14 protein-coding genes are annotated in these 17,208 nt (G+C 70.1%); 7 read left to right on the top strand and 7 right to left on the bottom strand.

Annotation, left to right across the window (positions count from 1 at the left end; genetic code table 11):
- Nucleotides 1–48 precede the first annotated feature (48 nt).
- Genes I5731_RS09835 through I5731_RS09825 form a run of 3 tightly spaced genes read right to left on the bottom strand, consistent with a single transcriptional unit; the run spans nt 49 to nt 3,327 of the window.
- Nucleotides 49–1,281 carry a class I SAM-dependent RNA methyltransferase gene (locus tag I5731_RS09835; RefSeq protein WP_197311213.1) on the bottom strand — a complete coding sequence of 411 codons (1,233 nt, stop codon included), beginning with the start codon at nt 1,279–1,281 and terminating at the stop codon, nt 49–51.
- Entirely contained in the window at nt 1,274–2,032 is a 759-nt protein-coding gene (locus I5731_RS09830; RefSeq protein ID WP_328838550.1) for a TlyA family RNA methyltransferase, read from the bottom strand. The genes I5731_RS09835 and I5731_RS09830 overlap by 8 nt, the downstream gene beginning before the upstream one ends.
- Nucleotides 2,029–3,327, bottom strand: a complete 1,299-nt coding sequence (locus I5731_RS09825) for an MFS transporter (RefSeq protein WP_235981693.1) — start codon at nt 3,325–3,327, stop codon at nt 2,029–2,031. Before I5731_RS09825 ends, I5731_RS09830 begins: the two co-directional genes overlap by 4 nt.
- A 262-nt stretch (nt 3,328–3,589) precedes the next feature.
- Here I5731_RS09825 and I5731_RS09820 point away from each other — a divergent pair, with 262 nt between their 5' ends.
- Nucleotides 3,590–5,122 (top strand): tetratricopeptide repeat protein, encoded by a 1,533-nt coding sequence (locus tag I5731_RS09820; protein WP_197311212.1) that lies wholly within the window; start codon nt 3,590–3,592, stop codon nt 5,120–5,122.
- A 188-nt stretch (nt 5,123–5,310) separates the two neighbouring features.
- Here the strand turns inward: I5731_RS09820 and I5731_RS09815 are convergent, their stop codons facing one another.
- The 4 genes from I5731_RS09815 to I5731_RS09800 all read right to left on the bottom strand — a co-directional run bounded on the left by I5731_RS09815 (nt 5,311) and on the right by I5731_RS09800 (nt 9,233).
- Nucleotides 5,311–5,565 (bottom strand): helix-turn-helix transcriptional regulator, encoded by a 255-nt coding sequence (locus I5731_RS09815; protein WP_197311211.1) that lies wholly within the window; start codon nt 5,563–5,565, stop codon nt 5,311–5,313.
- Nucleotides 5,566–5,792: 227 nt separating this feature from the next.
- Complete coding sequence (dxs, locus tag I5731_RS09810) at nt 5,793–7,706, bottom strand: 1-deoxy-D-xylulose-5-phosphate synthase (protein WP_197311210.1); 1,914 nt, start codon at nt 7,704–7,706, stop codon at nt 5,793–5,795.
- 221 nt (nt 7,707–7,927) lie between these two features.
- Nucleotides 7,928–8,182, bottom strand: a complete 255-nt coding sequence (locus I5731_RS09805; protein WP_328838733.1) for an exodeoxyribonuclease VII small subunit — start codon at nt 8,180–8,182, stop codon at nt 7,928–7,930.
- A 124-nt stretch (nt 8,183–8,306) separates the two neighbouring features.
- A complete protein-coding gene (locus tag I5731_RS09800) occupies nt 8,307–9,233 on the bottom strand; it encodes a histone deacetylase family protein (protein ID WP_197311208.1) in 927 nt (308 codons plus the stop codon).
- A gap of 406 nt (nt 9,234–9,639) precedes the next feature.
- Here I5731_RS09800 and I5731_RS09795 point away from each other — a divergent pair, with 406 nt between their 5' ends.
- The 6 genes from I5731_RS09795 to I5731_RS09770 all read left to right on the top strand — a co-directional run bounded on the left by I5731_RS09795 (nt 9,640) and on the right by I5731_RS09770 (nt 17,198).
- Complete coding sequence (locus I5731_RS09795) at nt 9,640–11,025, top strand: uracil-xanthine permease family protein (protein ID WP_197311207.1); 1,386 nt, start codon at nt 9,640–9,642, stop codon at nt 11,023–11,025.
- Nucleotides 11,026–11,403: 378 nt separating this feature from the next.
- Nucleotides 11,404–11,904 carry a hypothetical protein gene (locus tag I5731_RS09790; protein ID WP_197311206.1) on the top strand — a complete coding sequence of 167 codons (501 nt, stop codon included), beginning with the start codon at nt 11,404–11,406 and terminating at the stop codon, nt 11,902–11,904.
- Nucleotides 11,905–11,948: 44 nt separating this feature from the next.
- Entirely contained in the window at nt 11,949–13,223 is a 1,275-nt protein-coding gene (locus I5731_RS09785) for an imelysin family protein (RefSeq protein ID WP_197311205.1), read from the top strand.
- A gap of 168 nt (nt 13,224–13,391) precedes the next feature.
- Nucleotides 13,392–14,885 (top strand): di-heme oxidoreductase family protein, encoded by a 1,494-nt coding sequence (locus I5731_RS09780; RefSeq protein ID WP_197311204.1) that lies wholly within the window; start codon nt 13,392–13,394, stop codon nt 14,883–14,885.
- Between the two features lie 29 nt (nt 14,886–14,914).
- Nucleotides 14,915–16,036, top strand: coding sequence for an imelysin family protein (locus tag I5731_RS09775; protein WP_197311203.1), 1,122 nt, complete (start codon nt 14,915–14,917; stop codon nt 16,034–16,036).
- Nucleotides 16,037–16,082: 46 nt separating this feature from the next.
- On the top strand, nt 16,083–17,198 hold the full coding sequence (locus I5731_RS09770) for a DUF1513 domain-containing protein (protein WP_197311202.1): 1,116 nt from the start codon (nt 16,083–16,085) through the stop codon (nt 17,196–17,198).
- The last annotated feature ends 10 nt before the right edge of the window (nt 17,199–17,208 follow it).

Below are 17,208 nucleotides of genomic sequence, written 5' to 3'. Positions count from 1 at the left end.
GCCGGCGAGAGGCTTAACGGCCACCACGGGGCGCCGTCCCCGGGACGGTCAGCGCCGGAACACGGCCACCGCCTCGACGTGCGGCGTCCACAGGAACTGGTCGACCGGCGTCACCAGATCCAGCCGGTAGCCGCCGTCGATGAGCAGCCGGGCGTCGCGGGCGAGCGTCGCCGGATTGCAGGAGACGGCGACCACGACCGGCACCTTCGACGCCGCGAGCGCGGCCGCCTGTTCGGCGGCGCCGGCGCGCGGCGGATCGAAGCTGACCGCATCGAAGACGTCGAGTTCCTTTCCCGCGAGCGGGCGGTGGAACAGGTCACGCCGTTCCGTCGTCACCGGTTTCAGTCCCGGCGCCGCGCGGGCGGCGCGGGTCAGCGCCTCGAGCGCCGGCGCATCGCCCTCGACGGCATGGACGCGGGCCGTCGCCGCCAGCCTGAGCGCGAAGGTGCCCGCGCCGGCGAAGAGGTCGGCGACGCGTTTCGCGCCCTCCGCCGCCTGCACCACCAGCGCGGCCATCGCCGCCTCAGCCGGGACGGCGGCCTGCAGGAAGCCGCCGGGGGGAGGCACCACCAGGGCGGACCCGACCGGAATGGCCGGCGGCCGGGCCGCGACGATCACCTCCTCGCCAAGCGACAGCCGGGCAAAGCCGTGGTCCATCGCTCGCACCGACAGCGGCAACCGCAGCCGGTCCGCCTCTTTCCGCCCCGCGCCGCCGATGGCGACGTCCAGCCCTTCGGGGCCGGCGACCACGGTCAGGGTCAGCTCGCCCTTCTTCGGCATCGCGATCGCGGCGATCTCGCGCAGCGCCGGCAGCGCGGCGACGATCGCCGGCACGGCGATCGGGCATTCAGCGATGTCGATGATCGTATGGCTGCGCCGGGCGTGGAAGCCGAGCACGAGGTGCCGGCCGGCACGGCCGGCGGCGAGCACCACGCGGCGGCGGCTGCCGGGCGGCACGGCCACGGTCGCGGCGATCTCCGGGACGAGGCCGCGGTCGGCGAACGCCGCGGCGACGAGGTCGCGCTTGAAGTCGGCATAGGGCGCGGGCGCCATGTGCTGCAACAGGCAGCCGCCGCAGCGGCCGAAATGCCGGCACGGCGGCGCGACCCGGTCGGGGCTGGCGGTGACGATTTCGAAAAGATCGCCGCGCTCGCCCGACACCTCGGCGCGCACGGTTTCGCCCGGCAGCGCGAAGGGCACGTAGACCGGCTGGCCGTCCGGCATGGCGATGCCGTCGCCGCGGTGGCCGAGCCGTTCGATGGTGAGAAGTGTGTCAGTCACGCCGCGCTCCGAGGAGATACTCCTCGTTACCGTCTCCGCCGGCGAGAGGCGAGGGGATCAAGCCGCTTATTCGCCAGCCGTCCCGTCCGCCGAGCCAGTCGGCGATGCGCTCCGCCGCAGCCTTGCCGGCGGCCGGGTCGCGCACGAGGCCGCCCTTGCCGATGCCCGCGCGCCCGACCTCGAACTGCGGCTTCACCAGCGCGACGAGGTCGGCGCCGGGGGCGGCGAGGGCGAGCGCCGGGGGCAGGGCGAGGGTGAGCGAGATGAAGCTGACGTCGGAAACGACGATCTCCGGCGGCGCGGCGAGGTGTTCGGGCCCGAGATCGCGGGCATTCAATCCCTCGATCGAGGTGACGCGCGGGTCGCCGGCGAGCTCGGCGTGGAGCTGGCCGTGGCCGACGTCGATGGCGGTGACGTGCGCGGCGCCGCGCTGGAGCAGCACCTGCGTGAAGCCGCCGGTGGAGGCGCCGATGTCGAGCGCCGTGCGGCCTTCGACCGGCACCGCGAAGGCGTCGAGCCCGGCGACCAGCTTCAGCGCCGCGCGCGAGACATAGGCCTCCGCCGGATCGTCGACGGCGAGCGCGGCGTCCGGCGCGACCAGTTGCCCCGGCTTCGTCACCACGACCCCGTCGACGCCGACGCGCCCGCGCAGAATCGAATCGCGCGCCCGCGCCCGGCTCGGACTGAGGCCGCGCGCGACGAGCGCGAGGTCGAGCCGGATCCGGCCGCCGCCGGCGTCGTTCCCGCTCACGCCGCGGCGCCGGTCTTCCGCGCGTCGTTGTCGGCGCGCAGCGGTTCGGGCGGCACGGCGACCATCGGATGCGAGTCTTCGAAGGCATCGGGCGTCAGCGGCCCGCCGACGGGCGCGGTCGAATAGACGTCGAAGCCGGTGCGCTCGACCGCCGAGGGCCGCGTGCGCACCGCGACGCGCAGCACGACGAACAGCAGCAGCAGCACCTCGACCGCCGCGATGTAGAAGAACAGCGCCGCCGAGCCCATCTGGTCCATCGCCAGCGAGGCGGCGAGCGGGCCGATCACCGAACCGACGCCGTTGGCGAGCAGGATGGCGGCGGCGGTCTCGACGTAGGAGTCCGGGCTGGCGCGGTCGTAGGCATGGGCCGCGGCGACCGAATAGGCCGGCAGCGTGGTGAGGCCGAAGACGAAGCCCATCGCCATTAGCATCGGCCCGGGCAGCGTCAGCGTCGCGAGCAGCACGGCGACGACCGCCGAGACCGCGAGCACCCCGACCAGCACGAAGCGGCGGTCCATCCGGTCCGAGATCCGCCCGACCGGCCACTGCCCGAGCGCGCCGCCGACGACGGCCGCGCTCATGAACATCGCGACGCCGTCGGTGCCGAGCCCGCGCTGGCTGGCGAAGACGGTGCCGAGCGACCAGAACGCGCCGTTCGCCATGCCGATCATCAGGCTGCCGACGATGGCGACGGGGGCCATGCGGTAGAGCTTCAGCGGGTTGAAGCGCACCAGCGTGATCGGCGCCGGCTGCGCCGAGCGCGTCAGCGCCACCGGGATCGCCGCCACCGAGACGAGGATCGAGGCGAGTGCGAACAGGTTGAAGGTGTCGAGCGGCGCCAGCGTCACCATCATCTGCCCGGCGGTGATCGCCACGTAGTTGACGATGATGTAGGCGCTCATCAGGAAGCCGCGGTTGGCGTTGGTGGCGCGGTCGTTGAGCCAGCTCTCGACGATCAGGTAGAGCCCGGCCAGGCTGAAGCCGGTGACGGCGCGGCAGGCGATCCAGGCGATCGGATCGACCGCGATCGGATGCACCAGCGCGATCGCCGACGCCGCCGCGACCAGCGCCGTGAAGGCGCGGATATGACCGGCGCGCAGGATCAGATACGGCCCGACCAGACATCCCGCGACGAAGCCCGCGTAGTAGCCCGAGCCCATCAGGCCGATCTGGAGCGCGCTGAAATCCTCGAGCGCGGCGCGCAGCGGCGTGAGTGTGGTCTGCAGGCCGTTGCCGGCGAGCAGGAACGAGATGCCGAGCAGCAGCGACATCACGGGGGCAAGCGTCTTCAACAAGATGGAAATGTCCGATGACCGTTCGGGGAAGGCGGGGCGCGCCGATTGGCGTACGAACGAATCTCGGGCCGGATCATGCCCGATTTGTGGCCGGGGACGCGCACGGGCCATGCCAAATTCTCAAGGCGGACGGGAGGATTAGGCATGGCGTTGGGCCTCGACCTGTTTTCTCTCTCGTCCTCTGCGGAAACCCGACCTCGCCGTCCATAGGCCGCTTGATGGCCGAGGTTTGTTCTTCGGCTCGACGTGGCGGGAGGCGGTCATGGGAATTCTGCTCAAGCTTGGTCTGTTCGGGTGCTTCAGCTTCCTCGCACTGCAGATCGCAGTGCCGCTGTTCGTCAATCTGATGCCTGTGATGTTTCCGCCGGTCGTCGAGAAATTCTGCCGGTATGTTATCTGGATGGAATCCTGCCGATCGTTCGGCGTCGAGCGGAACGTCGAAGCGGCTGATGCAGAAGACGTGATCGATCTCTGCATTTCCAACACCAAGCCCCTCGGCACTGGCGTTACTTCGGTGCAGGCGCTGCACGAGGTCCGACATCCCCGCGAGTCGCTAGCCGCCTGTGAGCGTGCCGTTGCTTTGCTGCAGGACGGCCACAAGATGTCGCCGGCTCGGGAAGCCGACGTTTCCTACGGCGAGGCGGTCGCCAGTCTTGTCGCCAATCGAAGCATCGGAGTTCACAAGCTGCTACGCGTTGCCGAGCGCGGTGACGGTCGCGCGGCTTTGACGATGTTTCACCTCAAGTACTTCGGCATCGGCGAAGATCCGGATACACGGGCTGCTTTGAAATGGCTTGTGCTGGCCGCGCTATATGATTTGCCGGACGCTTACGCGGAACTCGGGCGACTGGCCGCGAGCCGGCAGTGCATCGGCGTGTCCGGCGCAGTCGATGGTGACGTCGAGCAGTTGCTCGAAGCAAGACTACAGGAAGTCGTGGAGACGGCTGGCCCAAACGACGTGACGATGGCAGCCGGCAACCTGTTGGAAAGCAACGGGTCGAACACCAGCGGCCCGGTCTGTGGCCCTGGAGACAGCACCAGTTCTCGCGGATTGTACGCCCATGCCGCACAGCTGGGATCACTCGAAGGGATGTTCGAACTTGCGATTGTGGTGCGGCGCGAGGAAGGGGATGAAGCGGCTGGACCGCTTTTCGAGCGTGCCCTGTCGAATATGAACCCCGACTATCCCCACGATCTCGGCTGGAAGGGACATGCCTATCGCTTCGGGTATGGGGTCGAAGCAGACCTGGACGCGGCGGTGAAAGTCTTTCTGGAGGCTGCGGAGGCCGGTGATCTCTACAGCTATCTTGCCTTGGCAGAGATCTTCGATCCGATCTGCTACACGCGATGTGAGCCGGTTCTGCCGGTTAATTCGGAGCGTGCAGCGACCTATGCCGAGCGATCGAGCGACGGGATGTATGTGCGAGCGATGGTTTTCAAGGCGGAGAAGGCGCTGGGCTCCTATCTGGTGAAAAACTCGGATGTCGAAACCAACGTCGATCTTTTGACGCAGGCGAGTTTCCAAGGCTCGATCAAGGCATCGGAAATGCTTGGAGATCTTTTCTCTGGCATTCACACGTTGTCGATGGGACGGGTCAAGGAAGTGGAAGATCCCAAGCGGGCGCTTCAATTCTACTGGCGTGCGGCATCTGCCGGAAACTGCCGATCGATGAACCGTTTCGTCGACATCGCAAATGAGGTCGCGATGACGGCGCCTGGTACGCGAAACTCGGAGCTCCTGCTGAAGCGGGTGGAGGTTGTATCGTCGGCATTGAATGAAGGGATCTGCGACTGACGCGTCCCGAGTCCACTAAATTGGCCCGGTCGGCGACTGGCTCAGCCCGGTCCCGACCGCAGTCATTTGGCGAGCCAACATTCTGCGGAGAACCTTGAGCAAGCGATTGCTCGATTCGACAAAAAGACTTTCTCTCCCTCCTTGCTCCACCACTTACCCCTTCGCGGCGCGGGTGATGCTCATTGGGATCAGCCCAGGATGTCCTCGAGCGAGGGCGCCGCCGGGTCGTTCCGCGGCGCGACCTGGAATTCGAGGTCGAGCGCGGCGAGCAGGCCGAGCACGGTGTCGATGCGGGCCGCGGGATTGCCGGTTTCGATGATCGACACCGTCGACTGGCGCAGCCCCGCGCGCTCCCCGAGCTCGGCCTGGCTGAGGCCGAGCCGCTTGCGGGCGCGGCGGATGGCGTTGCCGATCTGTTGTGGCGTGCGGGCGATGGTCGACATGGTGGATTTATGCGCCAATGCCGATAACGCGTCAATATCTGTTAAATCGGATAAAATCGAATTATGCGCCAGATCGGATGAGCAAGGTGACGTTTATGCGCTGAGCCGGATACACTGCATCAGCCGGGGTGGTGGCAAGGACAAAGGTGCGATCCGGGCGGCTGATCCTGCTGAACCGGACAGCCGCACCTGGCGACCGGTGCCATCCGATACTCCCGCCCCTGCCTCTACGCCCTCACCCCCGCCACCGCCGCCGGCCGGCCGAGCGCGGCCATCACCGCCTTGACGATGCCGGCGCGGTCGAGCCCGGCGGCGGCGTACATCAGTTCCGGGCGATCGTGCTCCTGGAAGCTGTCGGGCAGCGTCAGGGTGCGCACCTTGAGATGGCCGTCGAGCAGGCCGTCCTCGACGAGGGCGTGCAGCACGAAGCTGCCGAAGCCGCCGACCGAGCCTTCCTCGACGGTGACGAGCACCTCGTGGGTGGTGGCGAGCCGGCGCAGCAGGTCGCGGTCGAGCGGTTTGGCAAAGCGCGCGTCGGCGACGGTGGTCGAAAGCCCTTGCGCCTCGAGATCGTCGGCGGCCTTCAGCGCTTCGGCAAGGCGGGTGCCGAGCGAGAAGATCGCGACCTTGCTACCCTCGCGCAGCACGCGGCCGCGGCCGATCTCGAGCACCTCGCCGCGTTCGGGCAGTTCGATGCCGACGCCCTCGCCGCGCGGATAGCGGAAAGCGATCGGACCGGCGTCATAGGCGGCGGCGGTCGCCACCATGTGCACGAGTTCGGCTTCGTCGGCCGCCGCCATGATCACCATGTTCGGCAGGCAGCCGAGATAGGCGATGTCGAAGGCGCCCGCGTGGGTCGGCCCGTCGGCGCCGACGAGGCCGGCGCGGTCGATCGGGAAGCGGACGGGCAGGTTCTGGATCGCGACGTCGTGCACGACCTGATCGTAGCCGCGCTGCAGGAAGGTGGAATAGAGCGCGCAGAACGGCTTGTAGCCCTCGGCGGCGAGGCCGGCGGCGAAGGTGACGGCGTGCTGCTCGGCGATACCGACGTCGAAGCAGCGGGTGGGGAACGCCTCGGCGAAGCGGTCGAGCCCGGTGCCGTCGGGCATCGCGGCCGTGACCGCGACGATGCGCGCGTCGCTTGCCGCTTCGGCGACGAGGCTCTGGGCAAAGACGCTGGTGTAGGACGGCGCGTTCGACTTCGGCTTCGCCTGCTGGCCGGTGATCACGTCGAACTTCGAGACGCCGTGGTACTTGTCGGCCGACGCCTCGGCCGGGCCGTAGCCCTTGCCCTTCTGCGTGACGACGTGGACGAGGATCGGACCCTTGCCGTTGTCGCGCACGTTGCGCAGTACGGGCAGCAAGTGCTCCATGTTGTGGCCGTCGATCGGGCCGACGTAGTAGAAGCCGAGCTCCTCGAACAGCGTGCCGCCGGTCCAGAAGCCGCGCGCGAACTCCTCGGCCCGGGCGGCCTTGTCCTTCCAGAACTTCGGCAGCTTGCGGGCGAGTTGCTTCGCCGTCTCGCGCAGCGACCGGTAGGTCGGGCCGGAGACGAGGCGGGCGAGATAGGCGCTCATCGCGCCCGTCGGCGGGGCGATCGACATGTCGTTGTCGTTGAGCACGACGATCAGCCGGGTGTGCATCGCGCCGGCGTTGTTCATCGCCTCGTAGGCCATGCCCGCCGACATCGCCCCGTCGCCGATGACGCAGACGACGTTGTTGCTGCCGCCCGACAGATCGCGCGCGACCGCCATGCCGAGGCCGGCGGAGATCGAGGTCGAGGAATGCGCGGTGCCGAACGGGTCGAACGTGCTCTCGACCCGGCGCGTGAACCCGGACAGCCCGCCGCCCTGGCGCAGCGTGCGGATGCGGTCGCGGCGGCCGGTGAGGATCTTGTGCGGATAGGCCTGGTGGCCGACGTCCCAGATCAGCCGGTCGTCCGGCGTGTCGAACACCGCATGCAGGGCGACGGTGAGCTCGACCACGCCGAGGCCGGCGCCGAGATGCCCGCCCGTGACCGACACGGCGTCGATGGTCTCGGCGCGGAGTTCATCGGCAACCTGACGCAGGTCCGCGTCGGTCAGGCCGCGCAGATCGGCCGGGGCCATGATGGTGTCGAGGAGAGGCGTCGAAGGCCGCATTTCATTCCTGATCGCCCGTCCGTCCGGGCTCGCCCGATCGATCGCTCCTGCTGGCGACCGGGCCGTCTGGCCATCCCGTGAGGCCGCTGGTTCGCGAAGGTCTCCGGGAGACCGCCGCCGGGGCTGCGCATACAGGAACCGGACTGCCGGTTCAATCGCCGCCACTGCCGCGGGCAGGGCCGCAGCGGGCGGGCCGCGGCGCATCGCGGCGGGGCAGGGTGTCAGTCGATGTCGAGGGGGTCGGCGCCGACGGCGCGCCCGCCCTCGCCGATGCGGATCTTCTCGACCTTGGCCTCGGCGGCCTTCAGCAGCCGGTCGCAATGGGCGCGCAGCGCATCGCCGCGCTCGTAGATCGAGATCGATTCCTCGAGCGCGACGCTGCCCTGTTCGAGCCGCGAGACGATGCCCTCGAGTTCCTTGAGTGCGGCCTCGAACGAGAGCTCCGCAATTCCGTCTGCCGCCGCCACAGTGAAAATCCGTATCCTGAAACCGTTCGCAAACAAGTGGCGCGTCTTGGCGCCGAGGGCAACCCCGAAACGCCGTCGAGTCCAGCGAAGCTCTGGCCGGGCCGGGGCCGAACCGGGGCCGGGCCGGGGCCGGTCAGTGCCCCATCAGCCGCTGCACGTGCGCGCCGACCGAGGAGGAGAGGCCCTTGAGGTCGTAGCCGCCCTCGAGCAGCGACACCACCCGGCCGCCGCAGGCCTTGGCCGCGACGTCGAGCAACTTGCCCGTCACCCAGGAGAAATCCGCCTCGGTGAGGTCGATGTTGGCGAGCGGATCGCGGTGGTGCGCGTCGAAGCCGGCCGAGATGATGACGAGGTCGGGACGGAAGCGCGTCAGCGCCGGCAGGATCGAGGTCTCGTAGGCTTCGCGGAAGGCGTCCGAACCGTCGCCGGCCAGCAGCGGCGCGTTGACGATGTTTCCGACGCCGGTCTCCGACAGCGCGCCGGTGCCGGGAAACAGCGGCATCTGGTGGCTGGAGCAGTACATCACCGAGGCGTCGGACCAGAAGATGTCCTGGGTGCCGTTGCCGTGGTGCACGTCGAAATCGACGATGGCGACGCGCTCGGCGCCGTGCGCCGCCTGCGCGTGGCGGGCGGCGACGGCGGCGTGGTTGAACAGGCAGAAGCCCATCGCCGTCGCGAGTTCGGCGTGATGGCCCGGCGGCCGGTGGGCCGAGAAGGCGTTGTCGACGCGGCCGGTCATCACCTCGTCGACGGCGCGGCAGGCAGCCCCCGACGCGCGCAGCGCCGCCTCCCAGCTGCCCGGCGAGACCACGGTGTCGGAATCGAGCCGGACGAGACCCTCGGACGGCACGGCGAAGCGGATCTCGTCGACAAAGCTCGCCGGATGGGCCCGCGCGATCTGGCTCGCCTCGGCGAGCGGCGCCTCGAGCCGGTCGAGCGCCTGGAACGCTTCCGCCTCCAGCACGAGATCGATCGCCCGCAGCCGGTCCGGCCGCTCCGGATGGCCGAGCGGCGTGACGTGGTCGAGGTACGACGGGTGGTGCAGATAGAGGGTTCGCAAGGCCGCCAGGTCTCCCGTCGCCGCTGTCCTGCGCGGCAGCGGGTCTCGGCCCGAGTAGTGGCACGCCGGCCCGCGCTGTCAATGCGACCCTCGACCGGCAGGGGAATCCCTGACGCAGCCCCGGCGCGCGGAGCCGGGCCGTGCGTGTTTGCGCCGGGAGGGGGCCTCGCCGATGAATGTATTTTCGGCAGGCAGAGGCGGCCAGGCCGCCGAATCGGCGCTCCGGGCCGGGTGCGGCGACCTCGCAGACCGGTCCGGGGCCGTGCCAGGCCGGCGTGCGGTCATGACATGCGCAGGTGGTGGCGCCAATTTGTGCGCCGGCTATCGTGCAGGCGGACCGGATTCCGGCGGATAGTCACATGCTGGCGGTTGCAGCCGGCGCCGACCTTTCGACGGAGGAACCGCCATGGCCGACCAGACCGCCGCCCGCCCGCTCGGGCTCGTCTACGGCCTCGACGATCGTCCCGCCCCCGCGACCAGCCTGTTGGCGGCGTCGCAGCACATCCTCGCCAGCATCGTCGGCATCGTGACGCCGACGCTGGTGATCGGCGGCGTCCTCGGCCTCGGCGAGCACGTGCCGTACCTCATCAGCATGTCGTTGTTCGTCTCCGGCGTCGCGACCTTCATCCAGTGCCGCCGCATCGGGCCGGTCGGGTCGGGCCTGCTCAGCCTGCAGGGCACCAGCTTCGCGTTTCTCGGGGCGGTGCTCGCGGCGGGCCTGGCGGTGAAGGGGCAGGGGGGCACGCCGGAAGACATCCTCGCGATGATCTTCGGCCTCTGCTTCGTCGGCTGCCTGGTCGAGGTCGTGCTCAGCCAGTTCATGCACAAGCTCGGCAAGGTGATCACGCCGGTCGTCACCGGCATCGTCATCACCTGCATCGGCCTCAGCCTCGCCAAGGTCGGCTTCACCGACCTCGCCGGCGGCGTCGGCGCGGCCGATCTCGGCAGTCCGGTCAATCTCGGCCTCGGCCTGCTGGTGATCGCGGTGATCCTGCTGCTGAGCTTCTCGCCCAACATGCACCTGCGCATCGGTGCCGTGCTCGTCGGCCTCGTCGTCGGCTTCATCGCGGCGATGATCCTCGGCAAGGTCAACTTCGGCGCGTTCGCTCCCGGCGCGCTGTTCGCGCTGCCGATCCCGTTCCGCTACGGCTTCGATTTCGATATCGCCCTGTTCCTGCCGATCGCCTTCATCTACCTGATCACCGCCATCGAGACGACGGGCGACTTGACCGCCAACTCGATCATCGCCGGCCAGCCGATCAGCGGGCCGCTCTACATGCAGCGCATCAAGGGCGGCGTGCTCGCCGACGGCGTCAATTCCGGCATCGCCGCGATCTTCAACACGTTTCCGAACACGACGTTCAGCCAGAACAACGGCGTGATCCAGATGACCGGCATCGCCAGCCGCCACGTCGGCCTCTATACCGCCGGCCTGCTGGTGCTGCTCGGCCTGCTGCCGAGCTTCGGCGCCGTGTTCACGCTGATCCCGAAGCCGGTGCTCGGCGGCGCCACGCTGGTGCTGTTCGGCTCGATCGCCGTCGCCGGCATCCGCATCATCGCCGGCCAGCCGATCACTCGGAAGAACATCTACGTCATGGCGGTGTCCTTCGGCCTCGGCCTCGGCGTGACGCTGGTGCCCGAGGGCCTCGCCCAGCTTCCGGCCGTCCTGCGCAACGTGTTCGGCTCGGCGATCACCACCAGCGGCCTCGCGGCCATCCTGCTGACGCTGATCCTGCCGGAAGATGCCCCGGTGCCCGCCGCCGATGCGGCCGTGCAGCAGCAGGCCGCCTGAGCGTCGGCACCGTCACAATCGCGCGGTCGCCGTCTCCGGGCCGGGCTCGCCGGGTCCTTGGCACAGGCGGCGCGTCCGAACCCGTGCACTGTCTCACCCCGCCGACGACACGTCAGTCGGGGTGAACGCCTGCGCGACCATCTCCCTCCCTTTTTTAACCTGAGTAATGAATTCCACTATGCTTGACAGGCCCCGGCCGGTTTGACACGGTCAGGGCCGACCAGCCCCCCGCGTCTCGGCGGGATCAGCCTTTGATGTCTGGGCCTTGCACCCGTTCGATTAGAGGTTTTCTCATGTACCAGCCTGACCTTGCCGAAGGTTTCCGGCGCGCGTGGTCTTGCCGGCGCGGGCCTTCCCGCCGGACGGAGGCCTGACCGCGTGGCCATCGTCCTCGCCTCCGGGCGCAATGCGCCGGTGCTTGCCCGCCGGCCCGAGCGGCTGCTCGTCGAAGGCTACCGCGCGTGGCTGAGCGGCTATGAAACCGGCAGCATCGACTGCTGGGAGATCGGCTGGCAGGTCTTTGTCGACGAGCTCGGCTCCAGCCAGGCCCGCCGGCTCTACGGGGAGATTTCCTACTGGGTCCGCGAGACCCGCGGCTGCGCCGCCCAGCAATTGCGCTGCTTCCCCTACGGCTGCCAGTGCCTGTGCCGCGACGAATGCCTGCTGCTGGCCCTCGTCGCCGCCGTGCAGAACGGCAACGACGAGTCCGTCGCCCGCGCGGTCGGCCACCTCGCGGCGGAGGAGAAGCAGGAGGCGCTGCACCGCGCCGCGCGCTGCCTCGCCGAGGCCCTCGACGACATCCACCAGCGGCTGCTGCCCGTGCCGCCGCACGTGATCGACGACGTCGCCGGTCGCCCCTGCCTCACGATGTTCCACTGACCGGCGGGCGCGCAGGGCGCGCCGCCTCCCTGACGGAGATTCACATGCGGATTTCATCCCTCCTTGCCGCCGGCGTGTCCGCGGCCTGCCTCGCCGCGTCGCCGGCGCTGGCAGCGGCGCCCGATGCCAAGGCCGTGGTCGACACCTACGTGAAGATCGCCCATGCGACCTATGAGGACGCGCTGACCACGGCGCAGGCGCTGGATACCGCCATCGACGCCTTCCTCGCCGCGCCGTCGGATGCGACGCTCGCCGCCGCGCGCGACGCCTGGAAGGCCGCCCGCATCCCCTATCAGCAGACGGAAGCCTTCCGCTTCGGCAATCCCATCGTCGACGACTGGGAGGGCCGCGTGAACGCCTGGCCGCTCGACGAGGGCCTGATCGACTACGTCGACGCGAGCTACGGCACCGAGTCGGATGCCAACAGCCTCTATACGCTCAACGTGATCGCCAACCCGAAGGTCGCCATCAACGGCGGCGAGGTCGACGCCACCACGATCACCCCGGACCTGCTCGCTGGCACTTTCCAGGAAGCGGGCGAGATCGAATCGAACGTCGCGATCGGCTATCACGCCATCGAGTTCCTGCTCTGGGGCCAGGATCTCAACGGCACCGGCGCTGGCGCCGGCAACCGCCCCGCCACCGACTTCGACACCGCGAACTGCACCGGCGGCAACTGTGATCGCCGCGCCGCATATCTCGCCGCGGCCACCGACCTGCTGGTGACCGACCTCGAGGAGATGGTGGCGAACTGGGCGCCGGACGGCGAGGCGGCCAAGGGGCTGCTGGGGGGCGATCCGAAGGCCGGCGTCGCGGCGATCTTCACCGGCATGGGCTCGCTCTCCTACGGCGAACTCGCCGGCGAGCGCATGAAGCTCGGCCTGCTGCTGCACGATCCGGAGGAGGAGCACGACTGCTTCTCCGACAACACGCATTCGTCGCACCTCAACGACGTCGTCGGCATCCGCAACGTCTACTTCGGCAGCTATGTCCGGGTGGACGGCAGCACGGTGTCCGGCCCGTCCGCCGCCGACCTCGTCGCCGCCGCATCGCCGGCCGTCGCCGAGGAACTGAAGGGCAAGCTCGACACCTCGCTCGGTGCGTTCGAGACGCTGGCGGCGCGCGCCGAGGGCGGCGAGGCCTACGACCAGATGATCGGCGAGGGCAACGCCGAGGGCAACGCGGTGGTGCAGGCGGCGATCGATTCGCTGGTCGATCAGACCCGTTCGATCGAGCGCGCCGTCGCGGCCCTCGACCTCGGCCAGATCGCCTTCGAAGGCTCCGACAGCCTCGACAACCCGGACGCCGTGTTCCAGTGATCGGCGGCGAAGGTCCGGGCGATCCGCCCGGCCTTCCGGCAAGCGCCGTCGCCCCCGGGCGGCGGCGGGTGGAGGGGGCAAGGCCCCGTTTGCAGGACGCGTGACATGCTGACGGACGAGCCTCGGGCCGGGGCTTTTGGCGCGGGCGAGGCGAGCCCCGCCTCGGGGATGCAAGGGAGGCGGGCAGCGCAGCCGCTGCGGCTCGCCGTCGCCGCGGCGCTGGTGTTCCTGGCGGGCGCGGCACTCGCGGAGGGCCTGCTGCCGCACCGCGATGACCTCAACCCGAAGGACCGCACCCGCGTCGCCGCGATCACCGCGGCCCCGACCGATTTCTCGAAGCCGGAAAAATTCGAGGCGATGCCGGGCGGCGCCACCACCAACCGCCGCGTCTTCGACCGCAACGCCTTCTCGCAGTTCTCAGGCAATCTCGATTTCGCCGGCGAGCAGCGCTTCAAGCTCGGCAATGGCCTGTTCCGCCGGCTCTGGGTGTCGGCGCCGTCGTCGACGCTCGCCTCCGACGGGCTCGGGCCGCTCTACAATTCGCGCGGCTGCCAGAATTGCCACCTGAAGGACGGCCGTGGCCATCCGCCGGGACCGGACGGCGCGGAGAGCTTCTTGATGCGTCTGTCGGTGCCGGGGCCGGACGGCCCGATGGCCGAGCCGACCTACGGCGGCCAGTTCCAGGACGTCGCCGTCGCCGGGCTGAAGGCGGAAGGGCGGATCGAGGTCTCCTACGAGGAACAGCCGGTGACGCTCGCCGACGGCACCACCGTGTCGCTGCGCAAGCCGACCTACGCGTTGACCGACCTCGACTACGGACCGATGCGGGACGACGTCATGATGTCGCCGCGAGTGGCGCCGACCATGCTCGGCCTCGGCCTGCTGGAGGCAATCGACGCGGGCGACATTCTCGAGAATGCCGATCCGGACGACGCCGACGGCGACGGTATCTCTGGGCGCGCCAATCGAGTGCTCGACGACCGCACCGGCGAGATGGTGCTCGGCCGCTTCGGCTGGAAGGCCGGCCAGCCGACGGTCGAGCAGCAGAGCGCGCACGCCTTTCTCGGTGACATGGGCCTCTCGACGCCGCTGATGCCGTTCGCCTGGGGCGACTGCACCGAGGCGCAGGGCGCCTGCCGGACGGCACCGCACGGCGACCAGGCGCAGCTCGGGCCGACCGAGATCTCGCAGGACATGCTCGATCTCGTCGTGTTCTATTCGCGCAACCTCGCCGTGCCGGCGCGCCGCGACATCGATGACCCCGCCGTGCTGCGCGGCAAGGCGCTGTTCCACGACGCGGGCTGTGCCGCCTGTCACCGCCCGAAATACGTGACGCGCCGCGACGCGGCCGAGAAGGAACAGCGCTTCCAGCTGATCTGGCCGATGACCGACCTCTTGCTGCACGACATGGGCGACGGCCTCGCCGACCACCGTCCCGAGGCCGGCGCCGATGGGCGGGAGTGGCGCACGCCGCCGCTTTGGGGCATTGGTCTCACCGAGGCGGTGAACGGCCATACGCTGTTCCTGCACGACGGCCGCGCCCGCAACCTGACCGAGGCGATCCTCTGGCACGGCGGCGAGGCCGAGGCGGCGCGGACCCGTTTCGCCGCGATGGACGCCGGCGCCCGCGCCGACCTGATCCGGTTCCTCGGCTCGCTCTGACGGCGAGGCCGACCATGGAGACTGCCGCGATGACCCGACGCCGCCTGCTCGCCCGCCTCGCGGCGCTGCTCCTCGCGCCGGCCTTCGCACTGCCAGCCTTCGCGCAGGAAACCGCGCCGACCCCGGTGACCCTCGACGAGGCGGCCTATGCCGGCATCGTCCGCCAGGTGATCGAGAACCACGTGCAGCCGACGGCCGACGTCTTCGCCGACCGCGCCGCGGCGCTGCGCGGCGTTCTGGCCGACGCCTGCGCCAGGCCGGACCCGGCCGCGCTCGCCACCGCGCGCGGCGTCTTCCGCGACACCGTCACGGCGCACGGCGCGCTGGCGACGCTGCGCTACGGCCCGCTGCTCGACGACAACCGGCTGGAACGCCTCGCCTTCTGGCCCGATGCGCGCGGCCTCGGCCTGCGCCAGGTGCAGGGCCTGCTCGCGTCCCGCGATCCCTCCGCGACCACGCCGGAGACGCTGGCGGCGAAGTCCGTTGCGGTGCAGGGGCTGACGGCGATCGAGTTCCTGCTGTTCGGCACCGGCGCCGAGGAACTCTCCGTCACCGGCGAAGCGGGCACCTATCGCTGCGCCTTCGCGGCTGCCGCCGCCGCCAATGTCGCGACCATCGCCCGCGCGGTGGCGGACGGCTGGCGCGATCCGGCGGTGCTGGCGCTGTTCGAGCAGCCCGGCCCGACCAACCCGGTGTTCCAGACCTCGAAGGAGGCAGCCGGCGAGATGTTGCAGTCGGCCGGTACCGCGCTGGAGCTGATCGCCGACCACAAGCTGAAGCCGGCGCTCGGCGAGACCGCCGCCAAGGCGAAGCCCCGCCTCGCGCCCTACTGGCGCTCCGAGGCGACGATGCCGGTGATCGCGGCGGAACTCGCCGCCGTCGCCCATCTCGTCGAGGCGAGCGGCATCGGCGACGTGCTGCCGGCCGACCGGCGCTGGCTGCCGAAGCAGATCGGCTTCGAATTGCTGCAGGCCGCCGGCGCCGCCAGCCGGCTCGCCGGGCCGATGGAGCGCCTCGTCGCCGCCGACAAGAGCCGCGACCTGATCAACTACCTGATGCTGACCGTGCGGGTGACGCGGGTGGAGGTCACCACCGACCTCGGCGCGGCGCTCGGCCTCGCCGGCGGCTTCAATTCGCTCGACGGCGACTGAGGGCCGGTACGCCGGATCGGGGCTGAACCACGGGGAGACGACCGCCATGCTGATCGATCGCCGCCGCCTGATCGGCCTCTCCGCCGGCCTGTTCGCGCTCGGCCCGCGCCGCCTGTTCGCGGCGACCGCCGAGGGGCCGCGCTATGCGAGCTGCGCCAAGTTGCCCGACGGCAGCTTCGCCGCGGTGCTGATGGACGCAGCGGGGCGCATCCTCGGCGTCCGGCCGCTGCCGGATCGCGGCCACGACATCGCCCATGATCCCGTCAGCGGCCGCCTCGTCGCCTTTGCCCGCCGGCCCGGCAGCTTCGCCGTGGTGTTCGAGGCGGATCCCGCCGTCGCGCCGATCCTGCTGCCGGCACCCGAGGGGCGCCACTTCTACGGCCACGGTGTGTTTTCGCCCGATGGCAAGCTGCTCTACACCACCGAAAACGACTATGCGGCCGGGCAGGGTGTCGTCGGCATCTACGACGTCGCGGCCGGGTTCGAGCGCGTCGGCGAGATGCCGACGGGCGGCATCGGTCCGCACGAACTGGTGCTGCTCGGCGACGGGCGCACGCTGGTGGTGGCGAACGGCGGCCTCGATACCTCGCCGGAGTTCGGCCGCCTCGATCTCAACAGCGCCGACATGGAAGCCTCGCTCGCCGTCATCGACGCGCCGAGCGGGAAGCTCACCGCCGTGCGGCGGTTGCCCGACGAGCTGCGCAAGCTGTCGATCCGCCACCTCGCGGTCGACGCCGCCGGCGCGGTCTGGTTCGGCTGCCAGTACGAGGGTGCGCCGACCGACCTGCCGCCGCTCGCCGGCCGGCTGACGGCGGACGGGACGACCGAGATGTTCGCGCTGCCGGACGCGCTGCGCGCCCGCACCCGCAACTATGTCGGCTCGGTCGCCGCGAGCCGCGACGGCGACCTCGTCGCCTTCTCGGCGCCGCGCGGCGGGCTGATCTTCGCCTTCGACAGCGCCACCGGCCGCTTCGCCGGCACGACCCGCCTCGCCGACGGCTGCGGCATCGCCCCGGCGGCGGGGGAGGGGGCGGGCGGACTGCTGGCAACCTCGGGCGAGGGCGCGGTGATCGGCCTCGATTTTACGAAAGGCGACGGCAGCGCCACGCCGATGTCCCGCGAGGATGTCGCCTTCGACAACCACCTGACGCTGATCGGGTGAGGGGGGAGGC

Origin of the sequence: Methylobrevis albus (assembly GCF_015904235.1) — a bacterium.
Classification (GTDB): domain Bacteria; phylum Pseudomonadota; class Alphaproteobacteria; order Rhizobiales; family Pleomorphomonadaceae; genus Methylobrevis_A; species Methylobrevis_A albus.
Note: the sequence above shows the minus strand (reverse complement) of the source record. Positions and strands in the feature narration are given on the sequence as shown.